Annotated in this window: 19 protein-coding genes; 10 read left to right on the plus strand and 9 right to left on the minus strand. The window is 59.4% G+C overall.

Annotated elements, in window-relative coordinates; all coding sequences use genetic code 11:
• Positions 1–196 precede the first annotated feature (196 nt).
• Positions 197–2,443, minus strand: a complete 2,247-nt coding sequence (locus JN524_RS00520) for a TonB-dependent siderophore receptor (RefSeq protein WP_202368080.1) — start codon at positions 2,441–2,443, stop codon at positions 197–199.
• Between JN524_RS00520 and JN524_RS00525 the strand changes: the two genes are divergently transcribed.
• Both JN524_RS00525 and gorA read left to right on the plus strand, forming a co-directional pair.
• A complete protein-coding gene (locus JN524_RS00525; RefSeq protein ID WP_202368081.1) occupies positions 2,430–2,600 on the plus strand; it encodes a hypothetical protein in 171 nt (56 codons plus the stop codon). The two genes, JN524_RS00520 and JN524_RS00525, sit on opposite strands and share 14 nt — an antisense overlap.
• Positions 2,601–2,640: 40 nt before the next feature.
• The gene (gene gorA, locus JN524_RS00530) at positions 2,641–3,999 is read left to right on the plus strand and encodes a glutathione-disulfide reductase (RefSeq protein ID WP_115984556.1); all 1,359 of its coding nucleotides are present in this window, start codon (positions 2,641–2,643) and stop codon (positions 3,997–3,999) included.
• Here gorA and JN524_RS00535 read toward each other — a convergent pair.
• Positions 3,996–5,012 (minus strand): DNA-binding protein, encoded by a 1,017-nt coding sequence (locus JN524_RS00535; protein WP_202368082.1) that lies wholly within the window; start codon positions 5,010–5,012, stop codon positions 3,996–3,998. The two genes, gorA and JN524_RS00535, sit on opposite strands and share 4 nt — an antisense overlap.
• A gap of 177 nt (positions 5,013–5,189) precedes the next feature.
• On the opposite strand from JN524_RS00535, the gene JN524_RS00540 reads away from it, so the two are divergent.
• The 3 genes from JN524_RS00540 to ahpF all read left to right on the plus strand — a co-directional run bounded on the left by JN524_RS00540 (position 5,190) and on the right by ahpF (position 8,523).
• Positions 5,190–6,128, plus strand: a complete 939-nt coding sequence (locus JN524_RS00540; protein WP_202368083.1) for a site-specific integrase — start codon at positions 5,190–5,192, stop codon at positions 6,126–6,128.
• A 136-nt stretch (positions 6,129–6,264) separates the two neighbouring features.
• Positions 6,265–6,828: an alkyl hydroperoxide reductase subunit C gene (ahpC, locus tag JN524_RS00545; RefSeq protein ID WP_003224621.1), complete on the plus strand. Its 564-nt coding sequence runs from the start codon at positions 6,265–6,267 to the stop codon at positions 6,826–6,828.
• A 132-nt stretch (positions 6,829–6,960) separates the two neighbouring features.
• Positions 6,961–8,523 carry an alkyl hydroperoxide reductase subunit F gene (gene ahpF, locus JN524_RS00550; protein ID WP_139054048.1) on the plus strand — a complete coding sequence of 521 codons (1,563 nt, stop codon included), beginning with the start codon at positions 6,961–6,963 and terminating at the stop codon, positions 8,521–8,523.
• A 125-nt stretch (positions 8,524–8,648) separates the two neighbouring features.
• Here ahpF and gloA read toward each other — a convergent pair whose 3' ends face one another.
• Positions 8,649–9,170 carry a lactoylglutathione lyase gene (gene gloA / locus JN524_RS00555; protein ID WP_003224626.1) on the minus strand — a complete coding sequence of 174 codons (522 nt, stop codon included), beginning with the start codon at positions 9,168–9,170 and terminating at the stop codon, positions 8,649–8,651.
• A gap of 139 nt (positions 9,171–9,309) precedes the next feature.
• Between gloA and JN524_RS00560 the strand changes: the two genes are divergently transcribed.
• Positions 9,310–9,828 (plus strand): DUF4946 domain-containing protein, encoded by a 519-nt coding sequence (locus JN524_RS00560; protein WP_202368549.1) that lies wholly within the window; start codon positions 9,310–9,312, stop codon positions 9,826–9,828.
• A 217-nt stretch (positions 9,829–10,045) separates the two neighbouring features.
• Here the strand turns inward: JN524_RS00560 and JN524_RS00565 are convergent, their stop codons facing one another.
• The gene (locus JN524_RS00565) at positions 10,046–10,411 is read right to left on the minus strand and encodes a histone-like nucleoid-structuring protein, MvaT/MvaU family (protein WP_202368084.1); all 366 of its coding nucleotides are present in this window, start codon (positions 10,409–10,411) and stop codon (positions 10,046–10,048) included.
• Between the two features lie 234 nt (positions 10,412–10,645).
• On the minus strand, positions 10,646–12,181 hold the full coding sequence (locus tag JN524_RS00570) for an EAL domain-containing protein (RefSeq protein WP_202368085.1): 1,536 nt from the start codon (positions 12,179–12,181) through the stop codon (positions 10,646–10,648).
• 460 nt (positions 12,182–12,641) lie between these two features.
• On the opposite strand from JN524_RS00570, the gene hppD reads away from it, so the two are divergent.
• Positions 12,642–13,718: a 4-hydroxyphenylpyruvate dioxygenase gene (gene hppD / locus JN524_RS00575; protein ID WP_202368086.1), complete on the plus strand. Its 1,077-nt coding sequence runs from the start codon at positions 12,642–12,644 to the stop codon at positions 13,716–13,718.
• A 120-nt stretch (positions 13,719–13,838) separates the two neighbouring features.
• Here the strand turns inward: hppD and rarD are convergent, their stop codons facing one another.
• The 4 genes from rarD to JN524_RS00595 all read right to left on the minus strand — a co-directional run bounded on the left by rarD (position 13,839) and on the right by JN524_RS00595 (position 18,475).
• Positions 13,839–14,720, minus strand: a complete 882-nt coding sequence (gene rarD / locus JN524_RS00580; protein ID WP_202368087.1) for an EamA family transporter RarD — start codon at positions 14,718–14,720, stop codon at positions 13,839–13,841.
• 284 nt (positions 14,721–15,004) lie between these two features.
• Positions 15,005–16,018 carry an aldo/keto reductase gene (locus tag JN524_RS00585; protein ID WP_202368088.1) on the minus strand — a complete coding sequence of 338 codons (1,014 nt, stop codon included), beginning with the start codon at positions 16,016–16,018 and terminating at the stop codon, positions 15,005–15,007.
• A gap of 68 nt (positions 16,019–16,086) precedes the next feature.
• A complete protein-coding gene (locus tag JN524_RS00590; RefSeq protein ID WP_202368089.1) occupies positions 16,087–16,986 on the minus strand; it encodes a LysR family transcriptional regulator in 900 nt (299 codons plus the stop codon).
• A gap of 178 nt (positions 16,987–17,164) precedes the next feature.
• Positions 17,165–18,475 (minus strand): MFS transporter, encoded by a 1,311-nt coding sequence (locus JN524_RS00595; protein ID WP_202368090.1) that lies wholly within the window; start codon positions 18,473–18,475, stop codon positions 17,165–17,167.
• A 172-nt stretch (positions 18,476–18,647) separates the two neighbouring features.
• Here JN524_RS00595 and JN524_RS00600 point away from each other — a divergent pair, with 172 nt between their 5' ends.
• The 3 genes from JN524_RS00600 (at position 18,648) to JN524_RS00610 (ending at position 23,113) form a co-directional block, all read left to right on the plus strand.
• Positions 18,648–19,769 carry a sugar diacid recognition domain-containing protein gene (locus JN524_RS00600; protein WP_202368091.1) on the plus strand — a complete coding sequence of 374 codons (1,122 nt, stop codon included), beginning with the start codon at positions 18,648–18,650 and terminating at the stop codon, positions 19,767–19,769.
• A gap of 246 nt (positions 19,770–20,015) precedes the next feature.
• Positions 20,016–21,152 carry a glycerate kinase gene (locus tag JN524_RS00605; protein WP_202368092.1) on the plus strand — a complete coding sequence of 379 codons (1,137 nt, stop codon included), beginning with the start codon at positions 20,016–20,018 and terminating at the stop codon, positions 21,150–21,152.
• Between the two features lie 335 nt (positions 21,153–21,487).
• The gene (locus JN524_RS00610) at positions 21,488–23,113 is read left to right on the plus strand and encodes a methyl-accepting chemotaxis protein (protein ID WP_202368093.1); all 1,626 of its coding nucleotides are present in this window, start codon (positions 21,488–21,490) and stop codon (positions 23,111–23,113) included.
• The last annotated feature ends 13 nt before the right edge of the window (positions 23,114–23,126 follow it).

Genomic DNA, 23,126 nt, shown 5'->3' on the forward strand with positions numbered 1-23,126 from the left:
TACTGAAAAACGTGGGAGCCGTTCGTCCATGAAGCAGATCTCGGGGCACAGTCTCCCGGCGGGGAATTAACTCGGGGTTAACAGCGGTGGCGAGGGGATTTGGTGACGCATTGCGCGTCACCTCGAGAGTGGGGCCGCTTCGCGACCCATCGGGGATGAATCCCCTCACCACAGGGGTTTTGTTTGCGTTGATTGGTCAGAGCTTCCAGTCCAGGCTCAGGGTCACCGTGCGCGGATCGCCCCAGTACACGCCGTTGTAGAAGCCGACGTTGTCGTAATACTTCTTGTCGAACAGGTTATCGACGTTCAGCGACGCCGACAGATGCCTGTCGAACTCATAGCGCGACATCAGCTTGACCACGGTGTAGGCCTCCTGGTTGATCCGCGCCGGTTCGGTGATGATCCGGCCGTTGGCGCCGCGCCCGACCGGGCGGTTAGCCGCGCCATAGACGTCGCTCTGCCAGTTCACCGCGCCACCCACGGTCAATGCGTGCCAGTTGCCCGGCAGACGATAGGCCGTGGACAGCCGCAGCATGTTCAGTGGTTGAGCGGTGTTGCTGCGCTGTTTTTCGCCGTCGACAGAGTGGGTGTAGGTGTAGCCGGCGGTCATGTTCCAGCCGCTGAGAATTTCCCCGGACACTTCGGCTTCGAAGCCGTTGACCTTGTTGCCCTTGCCGCCGGATTTGAAAAACTCCTCGCCGCTCACCGGGTCCGGGGGCACCGAGTTGTCACGCTCGGCGACGTTGTCTTGTTTGCTCCAGAACACTGCCGTCGCCAGGTTCAGGCGTTCGTCGAGCAGGCTGCCTTTGAGCCCGACTTCGTAGTTGCTGCCGATCACCGGGTCGAGGTAATTGCGGTTGCTGTCGCGCTTACTCTGCGGTTTGAAAATGTCGGTGTAGCTGGCGTAAACCGTGTACTCCGGCGTCAGGTCGTAAAGCAGGCCGGCGTAGGGCGTCCAGATATCATTCTGGCGTTGATGGGTGGCATCGGTGCTGGTCGGTTTTTGCTGCGCATCATAGTAGTAATCGGTGCTGGATTCGTCCCAGCTGCCATAGCGGCTGCCGAGCACTGCATGCAGCTCATCGGTCAGGCTCAGACGTGTCGCGAGATAACCGGCTTTCTGCCGGGTGATGCCTCGCGCACCCGGCAGGCTGGTAACGGTGTCGGCGAATTTGCCGATGTCACCCATGTATTTCCAGTCGCGGATCTTGCCGTAGTCGGCGGCTTGGGGACTGTTGAAGGCGTAGGGCGAAGTCGAGCGGTTCTCCGCCTCGCCATAGCCGAACATCATCTCGTGTTCGCGGCCGAACAGCTTGTAGGGCCCCGACAGGTTGAAGTCGTACACGCTCATTTTCTGCGTGCCGAGCATGTGTCCCATGTAAGCCGTCATGCCGCTGCGGTCGGCCTCGGGGAAACCGGAGCCGCCGTAATAGACCTTGCCGTCGGTATCACTTTCGCGGTGGGTGTAGGCGGCCTTCAGCTTCCAGCCATCACCCAATTGCTGGTCCAGGGTAACGAACGCGGTCTTGTCCTTCAGCGGCCAGGAACTCCAGGATGTCGCCATGTTCGTCGACCGGCCGAGTCCCGCCTTGCTGCCGTCGGCGTTCCAGTACGGCACGGTGCCCCAGGAGGTGCCCTGAACCTGCTTGTCCTGATAGTCGTAACCGACGGCAAGCACCGTGGAGTCGGTCAGATCAGCTTCGAGAATGCCGTAGCCGACCTCGCGCTGCAGCGCGTATTTGTCGCGGAACGACTGGCTGTCGCGATAGGCCAGCACCGTACGCCCGCGCAGCCGACCATCGAAGGCCAGCGGCCCGCCGACATCGACATAGCTGTAGTAGTTGTCGTAGCTGCCGCCACTGACCCCGGCCAGTGCCTGCCACTGGGCAGTCGGGCGCTTGCGCACCATGTTGATCGTCGCTGAAGGATCACCGGCGCCGGTGGTCAGCCCGGTCGCGCCGCGTACCACTTCGATGCGGTCGTAGATGATGGTGTCCGAATCCGACTTCATGCGCCCGAAGGTGTTGAGCATCCCGTCGATCTGGAAATTGTTGATCGGGTAACCCCGCGCCGAATAGCTGACCCGATCCGAGTCGTTGTGTTGCACGACAATGCCAGTGGTCTGGCGCATGGCTTCGGACAATGTACCGAGCTTGAAATCATCCATTTGCTGGCGTGTGACCACGGACACCGATTGCGGGGTTTCCTTGATCGACAGGTTCATTCGCGTCGCGGTGCTCATCGCGCCAGTGGTGTAGGAATCAGTGTTTTCGGTGTTGAGGCCGAGGCCTTCAGCGCTGACGCTGGTGGCGTCCAGTTCCAGCGCCTGCGCGGTGGATTTTGGCGCTGTTTCAGGATCGGTTTCAGCCAGCAGATCGGGACTCAACGCCATGCTGAACAAGCCGACAGTCAGGGTCATGGAACGGGTAATGGGCGCGAACATCGCAGCCGACTCCTTGTCTTCGAGGGAAAAAATCCGTTGGTTCAGAGACGAGGTGCAGCCCGGCGATTTAGTAACAAACGAGAAATATTATTATTTGAAGATGTTTCCCGAGATCGCCGATCCGCGCGAAAAGCTGCGCACAGCGCTTGCCCAATGAACGGCGGCGGGTATGCTGTTGGCCTGCCGAGGAGATAGCAATGGCCTACGATTTTGACCTTTATGTGATTGGCGCCGGTTCCGGCGGTGTACGTGCAGCGCGCTTTGCCGCCGGTTTCGGCGCGAAAGTGGCGGTGGCCGAGAGCCGTTATCTGGGCGGCACCTGCGTCAACGTCGGCTGCGTGCCGAAGAAACTGCTGGTGTACGGCGCGCATTTCGCCGAAGACTTCGAACAGTCGTCCGGTTTTGGCTGGAGCCTGGGTGAAGCGAATTTCGACTGGGCGACCCTGATCGCCAACAAGGATCGCGAGATCAATCGCCTCAACGGCATTTATCGCAACCTGCTGGTCAACAGCGGTGTGACCTTGCACGAAGCTCACGCGAAGATCGTCGGTCCGCACGAGGTCGAGGTCAATGGTGAGCGCTTCACTGCGAAAAACATCCTGATCGCCACCGGTGGCTGGCCGCAGATTCCGGAAATTCCGGGGCACGAACACGCGATCAGCTCCAATCAGGCGTTCTTCCTCAAGCAGCTGCCGAAGCGGGTGCTGGTGGTCGGTGGTGGTTACATCGCTGTCGAGTTCGCGGGCATTTTCCATGGCCTTGGCGCGAACACCACGCTGTTGTATCGCGGTGATCTGTTCCTGCGCGGTTTCGATGGCTCGGTGCGCAAGCATCTGCAGGAAGAACTGACCAAGCGCGGCATGGATCTGCAATTCAACGCCGACATCGCGCGCATCGACAAACAGCCAGACGGCAGCCTGAAAGCGACCCTCAAGGATGGCCGCGTGCTGGAGGCCGACTGCGTGTTCTACGCCACGGGCCGGCGTCCGATGCTGGACAACCTGGGGCTGGAAAACACCGATGTGCAGCTCACCGACAAGGGCTTTATCAAGGTCGACGAGCAATACCAGACCAGCGAGCCGTCGATTCTGGCGCTGGGTGATGTGATCGGTCGGGTGCAACTGACGCCAGTGGCACTGGCCGAAGGCATGGCGGTGGCGCGGCGCTTGTTCAAGCCTGAGCAATACCGTCCGGTGGATTACAAGATGATCCCGACGGCGGTGTTCAGTCTGCCGAACATCGGCACTGTCGGCCTGACCGAAGAAGAGGCGCGGGAAGCTGGGCATGAAGTGGTGATTTACGAGAGCCGCTTCCGCCCGATGAAGCTGACGCTGACCGAGTGTCAGGAGAAAACCCTGATGAAACTGGTGGTCGACGGCAAGACCGACAAGGTGCTCGGTTGCCACATGGTCGGTCCGGACGCGGGGGAGATTGTCCAAGGCTTGGCGATCGCGCTGAAGGCTGGCGCGACCAAGCGTGACTTCGACGACACGATCGGGGTGCACCCGACGGCCGCCGAAGAGTTTGTCACCATGCGTACGCCTGTCGGCGCTTAAGTTTCCTTCGCTTTGGCTGTGTCTGGCGCTGCCGCAACGGTAGCCGCCAGACGCATGCTGTCTTCGAGGCTGGCCTGAGTCTTGGTCAACTCCTTCTCCAGTGACTGATTGAGCTGCCGCTGTTCGTCGGCATCCTGTTTCAGCGTCTGACTTTCCAGCAGGGCTACGCGCAGGCGTTCCTGGAGGAGGGTGCGTTCGTTGTCGACGCGAGTGGCTTGTTCCAGCAACTGATCCTGACGCTGGTTGCTGTGCTTGAGCTGATCCTGCAACAGGCTCAGCTCGCGCTGAGTTCCACGGTTTTCCGTGAGCAGGCGTTCGTTGTCGCGATGCAACTGAGTGATCTCGTCCTGACGCACCAGTGCACTTTGTTGCGCCTGGCGCAATTCCATCTGCAACTGCTGCAGCTGTCCTTCGTGACGGGCTTGTTCCTGCTCGCGCTGCTCTTTAGTGGCGTTGCGGTAGTGCTCCAGAGCATCGCGGGCGTGCAGATGTTTCTCTTCCAGCGAGCGGATCTGCTCGTCCTTGTCCTGCAGGCGCAACTCGAAATCAGCCAGCGCCTGATTGAGTCCGGCGTTGCGGGTTTGCTCGGTCTGCAGCATTGAGCGGGTTTCTTTCAGCGCCTCGGATTCGCGGGCCAGTGCTGCGCCTTGAATGTCGTGCTGTTGTTCCAGTTGTTCGAGTGCCTGGCGTACCTGTTTGAGTTCCGACTCCAGGGTTTCACGCTGCTCCTCGAACTGCTCGCGGGCTTGCTCGATCGGCTCTTGCGCCTGTTCTTTCAGGCGCTGGGCGAGGCGCGAGACCAGTGCGGTCAGTTCGTCATTGATCGGTTCCGCGGACGCTTCGACCGGTTGGCTGCCGTCATCCAGCTCTTTCAGATAGCGATGGATCGTGGTTTTCGAACCGGTGTTGCCCAGTTCGATGCGTACTGCATCGATGCTGGGGTGTTCGCCTCGGGCCAGAATCGCTGAGCGCGCGATCTGCACCACTGCTTTATTAACGCCACCACGGGCCATTTTAACTCCTACCATTACGTACTGTGGTACATGCCACCAAAGTACGCAGTGTACCACGCTGAAAATAAAGTTAAATGCTTGATTAATCACAGGCGGGATATACTGGTATTACCCAATGTCAGACCCCTGAATCGGTTTTTTCATCCAGCAATCAGTACGCCTGCGAGAACACTGCCCATGAGCGAGATCGATCGCTATCTGCAAGCCGCCACCCGTGACAACACCCGCCGCAGCTATCGCTCGGCGATCGAACATTTCGAAGTGAAATGGGGCGGCTTCCTGCCGGCAACCGCCGACAGCGTGGCGCGGTATCTGGTCGAGCATGCCGGTGTGCTGTCGATCAATACGCTGAAACTGCGGCTGTCAGCGCTGGCGCAGTGGCACAACAGTCAGGGTTTTGCCGATCCGACCAAGGCGCCGGTGGTGCGCAAAGTGTTCAAAGGCATTCGCGCATTGCATCCGGCGCAGGAAAAACAGGCCGAACCGTTGCAATTGCACGATCTGCAGCAAGTGGTCGACTGCCTGGAGCAGGAAGCCAGTAGCGCCAGGCAGAATCAGGATCGTCCGCAGTTGCTCAAGGCCTATCGTGATAGGGCGCTGATTCTGCTGGGCTTCTGGCGGGGCTTCCGCAGTGACGAGTTGTGTCGTCTGCAGATTGAGCATGTGCAAGCGCACTCCGGCAGCGGCATCACCCTGTACCTGCCGCGCAGCAAGGGCGACCGCGAGAACCTCGGGCAGACGTATCAGGCGCCGGCGCTGCTCAAGCTGTGCCCGGTCCAGGCTTATATCGACTGGATCACCGAGGCAGCGCTGGTACGCGGTCCGGTGTTTCGCGGCGTTGACCGCTGGGGCCATCTGAGCGAGGAGGGCTTGCACGCCAACAGCATCATTCCGCTGCTGCGTCAGGCACTGGAGCGCGCCGGCATCCCGGCCGAGCGTTACACCAGCCATTCCCTGCGCCGCGGCTTCGCCACCTGGGCGCATCAAAGCGGCTGGGATCTGAAATCACTGATGAGTTACGTCGGTTGGAAGGATATGAAGTCAGCCATGCGCTATGTTGAAGCCAGCCCTTTTCACGGGATGGCTCGGATTACGGATAAGCCGGCTTCGTCGTAGATATGGTTTTCTTCTATTAATACAGTCTGCTAATAGCGAAAACAAATCAGCAGCATCAGGTTTGCCAATGAGCCATCCGTCGAGTGAGTGGGTAGGATTCACCCATCGAATTCACAACCCTGACGGAGAGTCATCAATGCCTATCATCAACAGCCAAGTAAAACCGTTCAAAGCTACCGCATTCAAAAACGGCGACTTCGTACAAGTCTCGGACGCTGACCTGAAAGGCAAATGGTCCGTAGTGTTCTTCTACCCAGCTGACTTCACTTTCGTTTGCCCAACCGAGCTGGAAGACCTGGCCGACAACTACGCTGCGTTCCAGAAACTGGGCGTGGAAATCTACAGCGTTTCGACCGACACCCACTTTGCTCACGCTGCCTGGCACAACACCTCGCCAGCCATCGGCAAAATCGAATACACCATGATCGGCGACCCGACCCACGTCATCTCCCGCAACTTCGACGTACTGATCGAAGAAGCTGGTCTGGCTGACCGTGGCACCTTCGTGATCAACCCTGAAGGCCAGATCAAAATCGTTGAGCTGAACGATGGTGGTGTTGGCCGTGACGCTTCCGAGCTGCTGCGCAAGATCAAGGCTGCTCAGTACGTTGCTGCTCACCCAGGCGAAGTTTGCCCGGCCAAGTGGAAAGAAGGCGAGGCCACTCTGGCTCCGTCCCTGGACCTGGTCGGCAAGATCTAAGTCTGTGACGCACGCAACACAGGGCGGGACTCCGCACCTACTTCAGTAAGCTGCACCGCCCATTGAAAAAGCCCGGGCGAAATTCGCTCGGGCTTTTTTTCGCCTCGAATAAAGACACAGGAGATCGCCCGTATGTTGGACGCCAATCTTAAAGCCCAGTTGAAATCGTACCTGGAACGGGTTACCCAGCCGATCGAGATCGTTGCTTCCCTCGACGACGGTGCGAAATCCCGGGAAATGCTTGACCTGCTGAAAGACGTTGCCAGTCTTTCGAGCCAGATTACTCTGATCGATAGCGGCACCGATGCCCGCAAGCCGTCGTTCTCGATCAATCGCCCGGGTGCCGACATCAGCCTGCGTTTCGCCGGCATCCCGATGGGCCATGAATTCACATCGCTGGTGCTGGCCCTGTTGCAAGTCGGCGGCCACCCATCGAAAGCCAGTGCCGAAGTGATCGAACAGATCCGCTCGCTCAAAGGTGAGTTCAACTTCGAAACCTACTTTTCGCTGTCGTGCCAGAACTGCCCGGACGTAGTCCAGGCGCTGAACCTGATGGCCGTGTTGAACCCGAACATCCGTCACGTCGCCATCGACGGCGCGTTGTTCCAGGACGAAGTCAACGATCGCAAGATCATGGCCGTGCCGAGCATCTACCTCAACGGTGAGAACTTTGGCCAGGGCCGCATGGGCCTGGAAGAAATCCTCGCCAAACTCGACACCGGCGCCATCGAGCGTCAGGCCGAGAAAATCAGCGCCAAACAAGCCTTTGATGTGCTCGTAGTTGGCGGTGGCCCGGCTGGTGCTTCGGCTGCTATCTATGCCGCCCGTAAAGGCATTCGCACCGGTGTTGCGGCTGAGCGCTTCGGCGGTCAGGTGCTGGACACCATGGCCATTGAGAACTTCATTTCCGTGCAGGAAACTGAAGGCCCGAAACTGGCGACGGCGCTGGAAGAACACGTCAAGCAGTACGACGTCGATATCATGAACCTGCAGCGCGCCGACAAGCTGATTCCCGGCAAGAATGGCGAGTTGCACGAAGTCCATTTCGCCAGCGGTGCGACCCTGAAAGCCAAGAGCGTGATCCTGGCGACCGGCGCACGCTGGCGTGAAATGAACGTGCCGGGCGAGCAGGAATACCGCAACAAGGGCGTGGCGTACTGCCCGCACTGCGACGGCCCGCTGTTCAAAGGCAAGCGTGTGGCGGTGATCGGCGGCGGTAACTCCGGCGTCGAAGCGGCCATCGACCTGGCCGGTATCGTTGCCCACGTCACGCTGCTGGAGTTCGACGTGCAACTGCGTGCCGACGCGGTGTTGCAACGCAAACTGCACAGCCTGCCAAACGTCACCGTGATCACCAGTGCGCAAACCACTGAAGTCACTGGCAACGGCGAGAAGGTCAACGGCCTGCGTTACAAGGATCGCAATACTGACGAACTGCGCAGCGTCGAGCTGGAAGGGATTTTCGTACAGATCGGTCTGCTGCCGAACACCGACTGGCTCAAAGGCACCATCGAGCTGTCGCCGCGCGGTGAAATCATCGTCGACAACCGTGGCGAGACGTCGATCCCGGGGATCTTCGCGGCCGGTGACGTGACCACCGTGCCGTACAAGCAGATCGTGATTGCGGTGGGCGAGGGCGCGAAGGCTTCCCTCAGCGCGTTCGATCACTTGATCCGTACTTCGGCGCCGGCGTAAACGTCAGCCGCTGAAACGAAAAAACCCATGAGCGATCATGGGTTTTTTATGCCTGAAGCAAAAGATCGCAGCCTGCAGCAGCTCCTGCAGGGAATGTGTAGGAGCTGGCGCAGCCTGCGATCTTTTTACAGCGGCGCAGGCTGAATGATTTCAACCCAGTAGCCATCCGGGTCCTTGATGAACGCCAGGCTTTTCATGCGGCCGTCAGTCAGGCGCTTCTGGAAGTCACAGCCCAGCTCTTCAAAACGTGCACACGCGGCAACAATGTCCGGCACCGAGATGCAGATGTGGCCGAAACCGCGCGGGTCGGTGTTGCCGTTGTGATAGGCAAAATCGGCGTCGTTTTCGGTGCCATGGTTGTGGGTCAGTTCGAGGATGCCGGGAATCGACTTCATCCACTCGGTGCGGGCAGCGGCGTCGGCCGGGATCTGCGCCTTGTCGACCAGCGCGAGGAAGTACAGGCTGAATTCGGCTTCCGGGAAATCACGCTTTTCAACCAGCGAGAAGCCCAGTACGCGGGTGTAGAAATCCAGCGACTGGGTGATGTCCTTTACACGCAGCATGGTGTGGTTGAAGACGAAGTTGCGGGTTGCGCTGTCTGGAGTGGCGGTGACGCCGGGGAAAGTGTTCAGTTCGTGCAGGCTCATAGGCCCTCCGTAACAATGGGGCGAGTGAATGGGCGCAATGATACGCATGCGGGGCAGCATCGCCAAACCGAATGCGCGGCTTGCTCTGTGGGCGGCCGGGCGTCAGACTTTGCAGTTCAATCTGCGAGTGCCTCTGGTAATGATCCGACCGTTCAAAGCGCTGTTCGTTTGTCTTTTCTCATCGCTGCTTGCCGTGTCGGCGCTGGCGGATCAGCCGAGCATCACCTGGCCTGCAGGCTGGGAAGTAGAGGCGCTGCCTGATCAAGCCCCTCAGGTTTCGCGCCAGCGCGCGGTGAAAAACGATGCTGACGGCAATCAGGTGATGGTGATGGAGTTGACCATGAGCCAGGTTGAGGCAGGCCATCAGGTCAATGTGCAGGGTGTGCTGCTGGAAATGCGCAAATCTATTCAGAAAGACTTCTTCCAGGGCGGCTATCAAAGCGTTTGCAACAAGATACATCCGGCAAAACTCGCCGCTCTGGATGCACTGGAGACCACCTGCACGATCACCGAAAACGGCCGTCATGTGTTGTCGCAAACATTGGTTGCTGCGGTCGCGACGGATAAGGCTTATGTACTTTCTTACGCGGGTCAGGCTGAGGTTTATAAGGCGAGCGCCGAGGAAATAGTCGCAGTGAGAAACAGCTTGAAACTTTAAGCGCCTGTTTGCACCGCTACGGGTTTAGATACCCGAAGGAATTAAGCACAAAGTTTAGCGGTCGTTGCGGTTGCAACATCCCGGCGCAAAATGTTTAGCCTCACGGCTTGTGGGTGTTAAAGCAGATTGATAACTAGCGTGGCGGAAATCGTTGCTTTTGTTAGATATTGTCGAAAAAAAGCCCTGCATAGAGCAGGGCTTGTTTGTTGACGCAAGATTAACCGCGCAACCAGGAATCAACGGTGGCTGCACCGTACTTTTCCTTCCAGGCTTTCAGGCCACGGTGGTTGCCGCCCTTGGTTTCGATCAGTTCACCAGTGTGCGGGTTGTGGTAAACCTTGACCACGCGAGCACGGCGGGTTTTTGGTGCTGCGGACACTTGCAAGCCGGACTTTGACGGGTTCGGATCGAGGATGGCGATGATGTCTTTCAGGCCTTTGCCGTAGGTTTTCATCAGCCCCTGGAGCTTTTCTTCGAATTCGATTTCTTTCTTGAGCCCGGCATCGTTCTTCAGCGATTCCAACTGCTTGAGCTGTTCCTGAAGGGCCTTTTCAGCTGCACGAAATTCAGCGAGTCTGGACAATATCTTTACTCCAATAGTGTGTTTGGCTGATACCAACCGCAAACAAAGCTATAAGCCAAGAGCCTTGAAGCGACTCGGTGATAATGGCTCACCTGCCAATCTTGCACAGGCTGAAAAAATTGTAGTAGTTAATGCGCCAAGAGTAAATCCTGATCTTGTCGTCATGTAACAACAGTGGTGTTTTGTATCAAATTGGTGCGTCGGGTCGCAGCGCCGGGCTTAATTTATTTTTAGTTAATGGTGACTTAATGCATCGATGAAGTCGGCGCCGGGCATGGGTTTCCCGTACAGATAGCCTTGCAGGAAGTTGACGTGGTGCGCGGTCAGATAATCGGCCTGAGTCTGAGTTTCTACACCTTCGGCAACAATACCCAGATCGAGCTTGGCCGACAGTTCGATAATCGTGTCCAGAATATGCCGAGATAGCGCATCGATGCCGATCATGGCGACAAAACTCTGGTCGATCTTGAGAAAGTCGACGTTGAATTTTCGCAGGTAACCCAGGCTGGAATGCCCGGTACCGAAGTCATCGATGGCGATCATCACCCCGAGCGTGTGCAACTGCTCGAACAACTGGTGCGTGATGTCCGTCGGCTCGATCAACTCACGCTCGGTCAACTCCAGTACCAGGTTGACGCTGGCGGGCGCAAATGCTGCGAGAAACTGGCGGCAATCTTCGACCAGTTGCAGATCCTGACAATGACTGGCGGTAATGTTGACGCCGATGTGGAAGGGTTCGTCGAAGCCCGCAGACAGCGGGCCGAGCAGGGCGGCAGTCTGCTGCATCAGCGAACGAGTCATGGGCACGATCAGGCCGGAATGCTCGGCAAAGGGGATGAACATGTCGGGACGCACCAGCCCCTCCTTGGGGTGCTTCCAGCGCATCAGCACTTCAGCGCCGGACCATTTTTTACTGTCGCCATGCACCACTGGCTGGAAGTAGGGGATGAACTCGCCGGCCTCCAGTGCGCGCAGCATTTCATGGCTCGGCGAGGTTGAGCGCCGCTGCAGGACATGAGCGATAGCGCCAGAGATCACCCCGAAAAACATCAGCAGACTGAACAGCGGCGGGTATTGACTGGCCATATAACGCCAGGTTTCCCCGTGCGGGAAACCTGCAGCGACGCTGAAGGCATAACGCGAAGACTCCAGCATGCTTTGCGCCACCGTTAATGGCGGCAGTGCGCCTTGATGCACCTTGCCATCGGCGGACAGCCAGTTGTCGCCGACCTGCAACAGCAGCAGTGTCTGGCGGCCGATCAGGCGCAGCATATTGCTCAGATGATAGCCATCGAGCGTGGTCAGCGCGCCGCCGCGGCCTTCGCTGAGCCGATACACCAGCAGTGCAGTGTCGGGCGTGATGGGATTGCCATTCATCAACCACAACTTGCCCTCGGTGTAGTCCCCCGGGTTCACGGCTTCCTTGAACTCCCCGAACAGCGAGCTGCAATAGAGGTTGTTGTCCCACACCAGATTGGTCGAACGCACGAAGGGTCGGCGAGTCACTTGTTCACGCAGCGCCAGTTTCACGCTGTCGCAAGGTTGGCCGGCCAGGGGCAGCAGTTCGCTGGCGGCCTGGGCGGTGTTGTCGAGCATCAGTTCAAACTGGCGCAGCGCCTCCTCGGCGGTATTTTGCGTGCTCTGTTGCAAGGTGCGCTCGGCTTGCAGATACAGAATCCCTGTGCCCAAAAGCACCGGCAGCAGGCCGCAAAGCAGGGTCACAATCATCCGCACGCTACGTTTGCGGCGGGGTTTGACAGTCAAGGGCATGGACGCATCCTGTTGCGATGGAGTGAAACGCTCGAATGCAGGCTGGCAACGGCGCGCCTGTGAAAAACAGCGGAGTCAAAACGCATGATAGATGGCCGTTGCCGCTTGTGCCGCTTACAGGCGATTGATCTGCGGGGCGAGTGCGATGCAGGTTCAGCTTGTTCACGTGTACAGCAAAACCCCTTGCACCAATGCGAAAAAGGCGGATTTTATAGAGAGGGCAGACAACCCTATTTACGCTGTGTAGAATCTGGTTACGCATACAATAATAAACGTCTTCTGGCAGCAGAAGCCTCGCCCGCAAGAGCCTTGGGTCGACAATGAAGATATTCGGGTTTCAACTGATCTACGGTGACTTCCTCGCCCGCAGTGTGCGAGGCATCTCCTGCGCACCGCCCCGCGTTCTCAGCATTACTGACAAATAACTCTGGTTAATTGATAAGAATGATGAGGCGTCACCATGGCAGATTTATACGAAAACCCAATGGGCCTGATGGGCTTTGAGTTCATCGAGTTCGCATCGCCGACTCCTGGCACGCTGGAGCCGATCTTCGAGATCATGGGCTTCACCAAAGTCGCGACCCACCGCTCCAAGAACGTGCACCTGTACCGTCAGGGCGCGATCAACCTGATCCTCAACAACGAACCGCACAGCGTCGCCTCGTACTTCGCCGCCGAGCATGGCCCGTCGGTGTGCGGCATGGCGTTCCGCGTCAAGGATTCGCAAAAGGCCTACAGCCGCGCACTGGAACTCGGTGCTCAGCCGATCCACATCGAAACCGGTCCGATGGAGCTGAACCTGCCAGCGATCAAGGGCATCGGCGGCGCGCCGCTGTACCTGATCGACCGTTTCGGCGAAGGCAGTTCGATCTACGACATCGACTTCGTGTTCATCGAGGGCGTTGATCGCAACCCGGTCGGTGCCGGTCTGAAGATCATCGACCACCTGACCCACAACGTGTACCGCGGCCGCATGGCCTACTGGGCCAATTTCTACGAGAAGCTGTTCAACTTCCGCGAGATCCGCTACTTCGACATCAAGGGCGAATACACCGGCCTGACCTCGAAAGCGATGACCGCACCGGACGGCATGATCCGCATCCCGCTGAACGAAGAGTCGTCCAAGGGCGCCGGGCAGATCGAAGAGTTCCTGATGCAGTTCAACGGCGAGGGCATCCAGCACGTGGCGTTCCTCACCGACGACCTGATCAAGACCTGGGATCAGTTGAAGAAGATCGGCATGCGCTTCATGACCGCGCCGCCGGACACCTACTACGAAATGCTCGAAGGCCGTCTGCCGAATCACGGCGAGCCGGTGGATCAACTGCAATCGCGCGGCATCCTGCTCGACGGTTCGTCGAACCCGGACGACAAGCGCCTGCTGCTGCAGATCTTCTCGGAAACCCTGATGGGGCCGGTGTTCTTCGAATTCATCCAGCGTAAAGGCGATGATGGTTTCGGCGAGGGCAACTTCAAGGCACTGTTCGAATCGATCGAGCGTGACCAGGTGCGTCGTGGTGTGCTCGCTACCGAGTAAGCCATGAAAAAGCCTGGCTGATGCCAGGCTTTTTAAGATCAAAAGATCGCAGCCTGCGGCAGCTCCTACATTTGGAATGAGTTTTCCTGTAGGAGCTGCCGGAGGCTGCGATCTTTTGCTTTAAGAGCGGCGTTGCCGCATCAAGTGCTTGAAACCTTCAAACACCAGCACCACCACCGCCAGCCAGATCGGAATGTACGTCAGCCACTCACCCGCCTTGATGCTTTCCCCCAGCAACAGCGCCACGCCGAGCAGCAACACCGGTTCCACATAACTGAGCAAACCAAACAGGCTGAACGGCAGCAAGCGGCTGGCAATGATGTACACCACCAGCGCCGAAGCACTGATCAGCCCGAGCAGCGGAATCAGCCAGAGCAGGCCCGGATACTGATCGAACACGGCGAAGCCTTGCTCACCGCCGCGCACGAACCAGTACGCCACCGGCAGCATCAAGGTCATGTCGACCCACAGACCTCCCAGGTTGTCGGTCTTCAGGCGTTTGCGCAGTACGAAATACAGCGGGTAACCGACCACGACCACCAGGGTCGCCCAGGAAAATCCGCCGACCCGATACAGCTCGTTGGCCACGCCGAGAATGGCAAAGAACACCGCGATTTTCTGCAGGTACGACAGGCTGTCGCCATACACGATGCGCCCGGTCAGAACCATCGCCAGCGGCAACAGGAAATAACCCAGCGACACATCGAGGCTGTAGCCGTTGAGCGGCGCCCACATGAACAGCCACAACTGCACGCCGAGCAAACCCGACGAAACAATCAGACCGCCAATCAGCTTTGGATAGCCCGCCACCTTGCGCAGCAGTTCCAGCACCCGCCGCCATTCACCCGACACCAGCATGAACACGGTCATGCACGGCACGGTCAGGAGCATCCGCCAGCCAAAGATTTCCACGCCGCTCAACGGGGTGAGCAGCGAGGTGTAGTAATACATGACGGCAAACAGCACCGAAGCTGAAACCGATAGAGCGATACCTTTAGACAAACTGTCCTCGCGGATGGTGATCAAACAGGGCGCGCAGGATACGTGGTTTTTGTGCTGAATATTGGCCGGGGCGGTCAATATTTTCTACATGAACCCAAAAGCCCCTCACCCTAACCCTCTCCCAGAGGGAGAGGGGACTGACCGTAGGGTCTCGCGACATTCAGCGATGTGAAAGTCCGAGTCGATTATGGATTCAACACAACAGCTTCAGGCAAAAGCGTAGCTTCAATATTCCCCGATCGGTTCCCTCTCCTCCGGGAGAGGGCTAGGGTGAGGGCGGGGGCTCACGTCGAACGCGGTTTACGGCCCGACACAAAATGGCTCACATCGTTGAACCCCGGTGTCGACGCATGCCCCGGTGTCACCAGCGAGTCGATAAACGCTTCATCCTCCGCCGTGATCTGCACCGCCTGCGCCTTGGTGTAAGCATCCCACTGCTGTTCGGTACGCGGTCCGACAATCGCCGAGGTCACCGCGCTGTTGTTCAACACCCAGGCAATCGCGAATTCGACGATGCCAACGCCACGGCCTTGGGTGTACTGCTGAATCTGCTGGGCGATGCGCAGCGACTCCACCCGCCATTCGGTTTCCAGAATGCGCTTGTCCTGACGCCCGGCGCGGCTGTTGGCGTCGGGAGTGGCATCGGGTGCGTACTTGCCGCTGAGCACGCCGCGAGCCAGCGGGCTGTAAGGCACCACGCCGAGGCCATAGGTTTGCGCGGCGCTGATCTGCTCGGTCTCGGCCTGGCGGTTGACGATGTTGTACAGCGGCTGGCTGATCACCGGGCGGTCGATACCGAGCTTGTCAGCGATGCGAATCACCTCGGCGATGCGCCAGCCGCGATAGTTCGACAGGCCCCAATAGCGAATCTTGCCCTGGCGAATCAGATCGCCAATCGCCGACACCGTGACTTCCAGAGGGGTGTTGTGGTCTTCGCGGTGCAGGTAATAGATGTCGAGATAGTCGGTGCCAAGACGCGTCAGGCTGGCCTCCAGACCATTGAAGATGTGCTTGCGGCTCAAGCCGCTGCGGTTTGGCACGCCGTCCGCCGGGCCGAAACCGACCTTGGTTGCCAACACCCATTCGTGCCGATGGCGGGCGATCGCCTCGCCGACAATTTCTTCCGAGCGGCCGTTGGTGTAGACGTCGGCGGTGTCGATGAAATTGATGCCCTGATCCCAAGCCTTGTCGATGATGCGCAGCGAATCCTGGGCGCTGGTCTGCTCGCCAAACATCATCGTGCCGAGGGTGAGGGTGGACACCTGCAACCCCGAATGCCCCAGTGTGCGATAGCTCATGCCGAAATCCTTTTGTCGGTGGGAAAACTCCAATCAAATACCAGAAGCATCCGATGGGGCAAAGTGAATTATCGGCTCAGTGCTGCGCAACGCATCTGCAAAAAAGCCTGCAACACCCGAACGCGTTCGGACACCTGCACCCGGTGCGGGCAGAGCAGATTGAACGGCACGCTCTCGCCATGCCAGTCATCGAACAGCGTCAACAGGCGCCCGGCGCGCACGTCTTCGGCGACGTCCAGCCAGGCTTTGTAGGCGATACCATGCCCGGCCAGTGCCCAGCGTCGTGCGACTTCGCCGTCATCGCTGAAGTAGTCGCCGTGGACTTCAATTTCCAGCGTTTCGTCCTCGCGACTGAAACGCCAGGTGTTGTAGGGCCGACCATTGCGCAGGTAGAGCAGGGCGCTGTGTTCGCGTAATTCGCCGGGATGTTGCGGTGTGCCGTGGCGATCCAGATAGTCCGGACTGGCGCAGGCAACACGGCGATGTTCGGGCAGAATCGGTATCGCCACCAATGTTGAATCGCTGGGCACGCCAAAGCGCAGTGCGACGTCCACGGTTTCGCGGAACAGATCGGCGTGCCGATCGTTGAGCAGCAGTTGCAACTGAATATTCGGGTGTGCACGTTTGAAGTCGTCCAGCCACGGCAACAACACGTTGCGCCCGAAGTCCGAAGGCGCCGCCAGTTGCAGCACACCGCTGAGACCTTCGCCGTGTTGCCTGAGCGCCTGCTCGCCTTCGGCCAGGGCGGACAGGGCGATGCGTACGCTGTCGAGATAACGCCGACCTTCTTCGGTCAGGCGCATGCTGCGGGTAGAGCGCGCAAGCAGGCGGATACCGAGTCGGGTTTCCAGACGCTTCAAGGCGATGCTTGCGGCGGCCGGCGTCAGTTCAAGCGTGCGGGCAGCGGAAGAAATACTGCCGGAGTCGGCCACGCGGACGAAGATCTCCAGATCGAGAATCGAGCTCATTGGTAAAAATCCTTTAAAGATCTGTGCGTTTTTGCGGGATTCTTCCGTGATTGGCAAGATGGGGCCTTGCAATCAGCAAGCAAAAAGATCGCAGCCTGCGGCAGCTCCTACATGGAAATACGCGTTTCCCTGTAGGAGCTGCCGCAGGCTGCGATCTTTTGATCTGGAGGCGTGATGATTAAGCCCGCAGAGTCCGCGTCATGCGCAACGCCAGCAAGCTGCCGCCGACAATCACCCCCGCCAGCAAATACAACGCCGCGTCGGTCGAACCGGTGCTGTCCTTGAACCAACCCACCAGATACGGGCTGAGGAAGCCGGCCATCTGCCCCATCGAGTTGATCAACGCCAGACCACCGGCCGCCGCGCCTGCGCTCAACAGGGCGGTCGGCACTGGCCAGAACATCGGCAGGCCGGTCAGCGCGCCCATGGTTGCAATGGTCAGGCCGAGGATGGCGATGGCCGGGTTGGCGGCGAAGTTCACCGCGATCAGCAGTCCGAGCGCGCCCATCAGCATCGGTACGACCAAGTGCCAGCGCCGTTCTTTGCGCAAATCCGCCGAACGCCCGACCAGCAGCATGAACACCGCCGCCAGCAGATAGGGGATCGCACTCAGCCAGCCGATCACCAGGTTGTCGCTGAAGCCGAGGTTCTTGATGATCGACGGCAGCCAGAAGTTGATCGCGTACACGCCGCTCTGGATGCAGAAGTAGATCAGGCCAAAGGCCCAGATCGCTGGGTTCTTGAACACCGCGAGCAGCGAGTCCGAGGTGGTTTTCGGTTTGTTCGCCAGGTCTTCGGCCTGATCCGCCTCAAGCACCGCGCGCTCGTGCGGGCTCAGCCACTTGGCATTGGCGAAGCTGTCGCTGAGCAGGAAATAGGCGAGGGCGCCGAGGATCACGGTCGGAATGCCTTGCAGCAGGAACATCCACTGCCAGCCGGCCAGTCCGCCTTGCCCCGCGGCGAAGTGATTGAGGATCCAGCCGGAGAATGGGCTGCCAAGCAGGCCCGAGACCGGGATCGCCGACATGAACAGCGCCATGATCCGCCCACGGCGGAACGTCGGAAACCACTGCGAGAGATACAGCACCACACCGGGGAAGAACCCGGCTTCGGCCGCACCGGTAAACAGGCGCAGGGTGTAGAACTGGGTCGGGGTGGTGACGAACAACAGGCAGGTCGACAGCGTGCCCCAGGTGATCATCATCAGCGCGATCCAGCGTCGCGGGCCGAATCGGGTCAGGGCCAGATTGCTCGGCACGCCGCACAGCACGTAGCCGATGAAGAAGATCCCGGCACCGAGGCCGTATACGGTTTCGCTGAACTTCAATGCGTCGAGCATCTGCAGTTTGGCGAAGCCAACGTTGACCCGGTCGAGGTAGTTGAACAGGTAGCAGATGAAGATGAAGGGGATCAAACGCAGGGTGATGCGTTTGTAGACGGCGTTTTTACCGTCGTCGATGGTCTGGGTAGCTGCGGCGCTCTGCGACATAGCGGCTCTCTCTTTATTATGATTTTTTGCGATGCACAGGTTAACGTTGATCGCCCCGAGAGTCTCGGCCACCTGTGGCCGGATTGTCTTTGTGCCTGAGCACAGGGTTTGCCGCCAGACCCTGTGCGGGTGAACAACCGTCCGCCGCCGCTGCTTAAGGATTTTGCCGATCATGTTCGAACTCGATCACGACCTCGCTCAGGATATCGTCGACCGGGCCATGGCCATTTTGCCCTACAACGTCAACGTCATGGACAGCCAGGGCCTGATTCTCGGCAGTGGCGAGCCGGAGCGCATCAACACCCGTCACGAAGGTGCGCAACTGGTGCTGGCGAACGGCCGCGTGGTGGAAATCGATGCGCAAACCGCGGTGCATCTCAAAGGCGTGCAGCCGGGGATCAACCTGCCGCTGTTACTCGATCAGCGCCTGATTGGCGTGCTCGGCATTACCGGCGAGCCGGAGCAACTGCGCACCTACGCCGAGCTGGTGCGCATGACCGCCGAAATGCTCGTCGGTCAGCGCAACCAGCAGGCCGAGCAGCAATGGCGGCGCCAGCGTTGCGATGACCTGTTGGCGTTGCTGTTGAGCGAAGCCGGCGACTCGCCGCGGCTGGTCGATGAGGCGCAGCAACTGGGGCTCAAGCCGCAATTGACCCGGGTGCCGTATCTGTTCGAACTGGGTCTGGAGCATGGTCCGGGGCAGACCGTCGAGGCGCTGAGCGCGTGGTTGACCTCGCGCTATCCGGATAGCTGGTGCGTGAGTTCGGCCAAGTCATCGCTGCTGTGGTGCCGACCCGCAAGTCAGACGGTTGAGCATGATCGTTTGCTGGAAAAGCTTGATGGCCTTGGCTGGAATATTTTGCGTATCGCCGTGGGTGGACAGGCGGATGGGCTGGCCGGGTTACGCCGCTGTTATCGACGAGTCGGCGATCTGCTCGCCTATGGCCGGGACGTGCTGCCGCACTCGCGCTTGTTGACGCTCAATCGCTATCGCTTGCCGGTGATGCTCTGGCGCCATCGCAACGATGATGCGCTGGATGAATTGCTCAAGCCGTTGCGCAAGGTCATCGCCAAGGACGGCAACGGCCAGTTGCTCGCGACCCTGCGCAGTTGGTGTGAACACGACGGGCAGAGCCAGGCGTGTGCCGATGCGCTGGGCATTCATCGCAACAGCTTGCGTTATCGGATGGAGCGGATTGCTGAGTTGAGCGGGGTTGATCCGCTGAAACTCGACGGGATGCTAGCGCTATATCTCGGGGTGCAATTGCTGCCGCAGATTGATCCGGCGATATGAGTTGTTCTTAAGTCCGCCATCGCTGGCAAGCCAGCTCCCACAGGTTTACAAGGTGATTACAAGTTTTGTAGCCACTGAAGATCCCTGTGGGAGCTGGCTTGTTAGCGATGAGGCCCGAACATTCGGCATCAAGTCCAAGGCTTTTGTAGAAATGAACAATAAACGCCCACCGCCCTTGTGCAGCGGACAGGCGTCAATGCGCAGGCCGACTGGCAGCATGAGGCGTATTGGAACTGGAGAAATTGTATGAAGATCGTCATCGCCCCCGATTCGTTCAAGGACAGCCTGAGTGCCCAAGGCGTTGCCGAAGCCATTGCGCTGGGGCTGGCGCAGGTCTGGCCGCACGCAACACTGGTCAAATGCCCGATGGCCGACGGCGGCGAGGGCACGGTGGCATCGATTCTCGCCGCTTGCGAGGGTGAACTGCGCCGCACCCGAGTACGCGGGCCGCTGGGTGCGCCGGTCGATGCCGCATGGGGCTGGTTGCCGCACAACCACACCGCGATCATCGAAATGGCTGAGGCCAGTGGTTTGCAATTAGTGCCTACGGGGCAACGCGATGCATGCATCACCAGCACCTTCGGCACCGGCGAACTGATTCTCGCTGCGCTGGATGCCGGCGCGCAACGGGTGATTCTGGCGATTGGCGGCAGCGCCACCAACGACGGCGGTGCCGGTGCGATGCAGGCGCTCGGGGTGAAATTGCTCGATGCTCAGGGGCAGGCTCTGGTGCCGGGCGGCTTGGCGCTGGCACAACTGGCGCGCCTGGAGTTGAGCGAGCTTGATCCGCGTCTGGCCCACGTGCGCTTCGACATCGCCGCCGACGTCAACAATCCGCTGTGCGGCCCGCACGGGGCTTCGGCGATTTTCGGCCCGCAAAAGGGCGCGTCACCGGCGCAGATTCTGCAACTGGATCAGGCGCTGGGGCACTTCGCCGAGCTCTGCGCGCAAGCGTTGGGCAAGGACGTTCGCGATGAGCCGGGCAGTGGTGCGGCGGGGGGATTGGGTTTTGCGGCCAAGGCGTTTCTCGGTGCGCAATTTCAGGCCGGCGTGGAAGTGGTTGCCGAACTGGTGGGCCTGGCTGAAGCGGTCAACGGCGCCGACCTGGTGATCACTGGCGAAGGGCGCTTCGACGCGCAGACCTTGCGCGGCAAGACCCCGTTCGGCGTGGCGCGAATTGCCAGGCAATACAATGTCCCGGTAATCGTCATCGCCGGCACCTTGGGTGAGGGTTATCAGGAACTCTACGAGCACGGCATCGACGCCGCATTCGCCGTCACCAGCGGCCCGATGACCTTGGAGCAGGCCTGCGCCGAAGCCCCACGCTTGTTGCGCGAACGCGCGACTGACATTGCCCGGGTCTGGCAGATGGCTAAACGCTGAACCCCACCCTGTAACTGCGCGGATCTGGTAAATGGCCAGATCTTGAACCCCACCCTGTAGGAGCTGCCGCAGGCTGCGATCTTTTGATGTTGTTTTTAAGATCAAAGTCAAAAGATCGCAGCCTGCGGCAGCTCCTACAGGGGCGGGGACCTGTTGCAGTATTGAAACACCTTGAAAAATATTTTCGCTTTACACGAAACCTTCCTAAAGCCCAGCCGATACAGAGATCAGGCGCACACAGATTCCCTCGAACAGTGACGCCACACTGAACCCGCCCCAAGGTCCAGTGATGACGGCAAGGACGCTCGCAGCTACCTCTATCCGAGAGTCCTACCATGTCCTTGCGTAACCTGAATATCGCGCCCCGTGCCTTCCTCGGTTTTGCCTTTATCGCCTTGCTGGTGATTGTCCTTGGTGTGTTCGCCGTCAACCGCATGTCGACCATCCGCCAGGCTTCCATCGACATGGAGACCAATCAACTGCCCAGCGTCACCTACCTTGGCGTGGTAACGGAAAACGTTCTGCGCCTGCGGATCCTGTCGTTCCGGATTCTGGTCAACCGCGACCCGGCAGGCCTGCAAGAAGCGCAAACCCGTATCGGCGTGCTGGTGGACAAGGTGCGCAGCGCTCAGGCCAGTTACGCCGCGTTGCCGGCAGACAGCGAAGAGCGTGCGTTGTATCAGACGTTCGCGACCACGCTCGACAACTACCTGCAAGCGCAAAACCAGATGATGGAGCTGTCGCGTCAGGACAAGGTCGACGAGATGCGCACCTTGATCAACACGCGGATCAAGGACGGTACCGACCAGATGGGCGAACAGCTCAACAAGCTGATCGCGATCAACGCGGCGGGGGCGAACGTCGCCTCCAATCAGGCCGGTGAGCATTACGACAGCGCCATTACCGGCATCATCGTTGTTGCCGTGGTCGCCGCGCTCGCCACGGTACTGCTGGCCCTGCTGCTGACCCGCAGCATCGTCAATCCGCTGAACCGTGCCGTACAGGCTGCGCAAACCATCGCCGGCGGCAACTTGACCCAGTCCATCGAAGTCGATGGCAAGGACGAAGCCACACAGCTGTTGCAAGCGTTGGCCACGATGCAGACCAATCTGCGAAAAACCATCGAACAGATTGCCGGCTCCGCCACTCAGTTGGGCGCGGCGGCCGAAGAGCTGAGCGCGGTCACCGAAGAAGCCTCCCGTGGCCTGCAACAGCAGAACAACGAGATCGAACAGGCCGCCACCGCCGTCAACGAAATGACCGCCGCTGTGGAAGAAGTGGCACGCAACGCGGTGTCGACCTCCGAAGCCTCGAACCAGTCGACCCAGGCTGCCCGCGAAGGTCGCGATCAAGTGGTGAAAACCGTCGACGCGATCCAGACCATGACTCATGACGTGCAGAGCACTGCGCAAATGATCGAAGGTCTCGCCGCGCAGGGTCGTGACATCGGCAAGGTGCTGGACGTGATCCGCGCCATCGCCGAACAGACCAACCTGCTGGCCCTCAACGCGGCGATCGAAGCGGCGCGTGCCGGTGAGGCCGGACGCGGTTTTGCGGTGGTAGCGGACGAAGTTCGCGCATTGGCGCATCGCACCGCGCAATCGACTCAGGAAATCGAAAAAATGGTCGCCGGCATCCAGAACGGCACCGGTGAAGCCGTGTCGTCGATGCAGCAAAGCAACCAGCGCACCCAGACCACCCTGGAAATGGCCCGCGCGGCCGGCGTGGCGCTGGAGCAGATCACCCAGTCGATCCATCAGATCAACGAGCGCAACCTGGTGATCGCCAGCGCCTCGGAAGAACAGGCGCAGGTCTCGCGTGAAGTTGATCGCAACCTGGTCAATATTCGTGACCTGGCCACCCAATCGGCTGCCGGGGCCAACCAGACCAGCGCTGCTACCCATGAGCTGTCGCGTCTGGCGGTGGATTTGAATGCCATGGTGGCGCGGTTTGTGATTTGACCTAGGGTGAAGG

This window comes from Pseudomonas sp. MWU318, assembly GCF_016756945.1.
Taxonomy (GTDB): Bacteria; Pseudomonadota; Gammaproteobacteria; order Pseudomonadales; family Pseudomonadaceae; genus Aquipseudomonas; species Aquipseudomonas putida_A.

Excerpts from the sequence above, each read along its gene's own strand:
- JN524_RS00590 (WP_202368089.1), bottom strand. The coding sequence starts at position 16,986 with ATGAGCTCGATTCTCGATCTGGAGATCTTCGTCCGCGTGGCCGACTCC.
- JN524_RS00610 (WP_202368093.1), top strand. The coding sequence starts at position 21,488 with ATGTCCTTGCGTAACCTGAATATCGCGCCCCGTGCCTTCCTCGGTTTT.
- JN524_RS00570 (WP_202368085.1), bottom strand. The coding sequence starts at position 12,181 with ATGCCCTTGACTGTCAAACCCCGCCGCAAACGTAGCGTGCGGATGATT.
- JN524_RS00540 (WP_202368083.1), top strand. The coding sequence starts at position 5,190 with ATGAGCGAGATCGATCGCTATCTGCAAGCCGCCACCCGTGACAACACC.
- hppD (WP_202368086.1), top strand. The coding sequence starts at position 12,642 with ATGGCAGATTTATACGAAAACCCAATGGGCCTGATGGGCTTTGAGTTC.
- JN524_RS00525 (WP_202368081.1), top strand. The coding sequence starts at position 2,430 with ATGGGCGCGAACATCGCAGCCGACTCCTTGTCTTCGAGGGAAAAAATC.
- JN524_RS00585 (WP_202368088.1), bottom strand. The coding sequence starts at position 16,018 with ATGAGCTATCGCACACTGGGGCATTCGGGGTTGCAGGTGTCCACCCTC.
- JN524_RS00600 (WP_202368091.1), top strand. The coding sequence starts at position 18,648 with ATGTTCGAACTCGATCACGACCTCGCTCAGGATATCGTCGACCGGGCC.
- JN524_RS00605 (WP_202368092.1), top strand. The coding sequence starts at position 20,016 with ATGAAGATCGTCATCGCCCCCGATTCGTTCAAGGACAGCCTGAGTGCC.
- JN524_RS00560 (WP_202368549.1), top strand. The coding sequence starts at position 9,310 with ATGATCCGACCGTTCAAAGCGCTGTTCGTTTGTCTTTTCTCATCGCTG.
- JN524_RS00535 (WP_202368082.1), bottom strand. The coding sequence starts at position 5,012 with ATGGCCCGTGGTGGCGTTAATAAAGCAGTGGTGCAGATCGCGCGCTCA.
- ahpC (WP_003224621.1), top strand. The coding sequence starts at position 6,265 with ATGCCTATCATCAACAGCCAAGTAAAACCGTTCAAAGCTACCGCATTC.
- gloA (WP_003224626.1), bottom strand. The coding sequence starts at position 9,170 with ATGAGCCTGCACGAACTGAACACTTTCCCCGGCGTCACCGCCACTCCA.
- JN524_RS00595 (WP_202368090.1), bottom strand. The coding sequence starts at position 18,475 with ATGTCGCAGAGCGCCGCAGCTACCCAGACCATCGACGACGGTAAAAAC.
- JN524_RS00520 (WP_202368080.1), bottom strand. The coding sequence starts at position 2,443 with ATGTTCGCGCCCATTACCCGTTCCATGACCCTGACTGTCGGCTTGTTC.
- gorA (WP_115984556.1), top strand. The coding sequence starts at position 2,641 with ATGGCCTACGATTTTGACCTTTATGTGATTGGCGCCGGTTCCGGCGGT.
- ahpF (WP_139054048.1), top strand. The coding sequence starts at position 6,961 with ATGTTGGACGCCAATCTTAAAGCCCAGTTGAAATCGTACCTGGAACGG.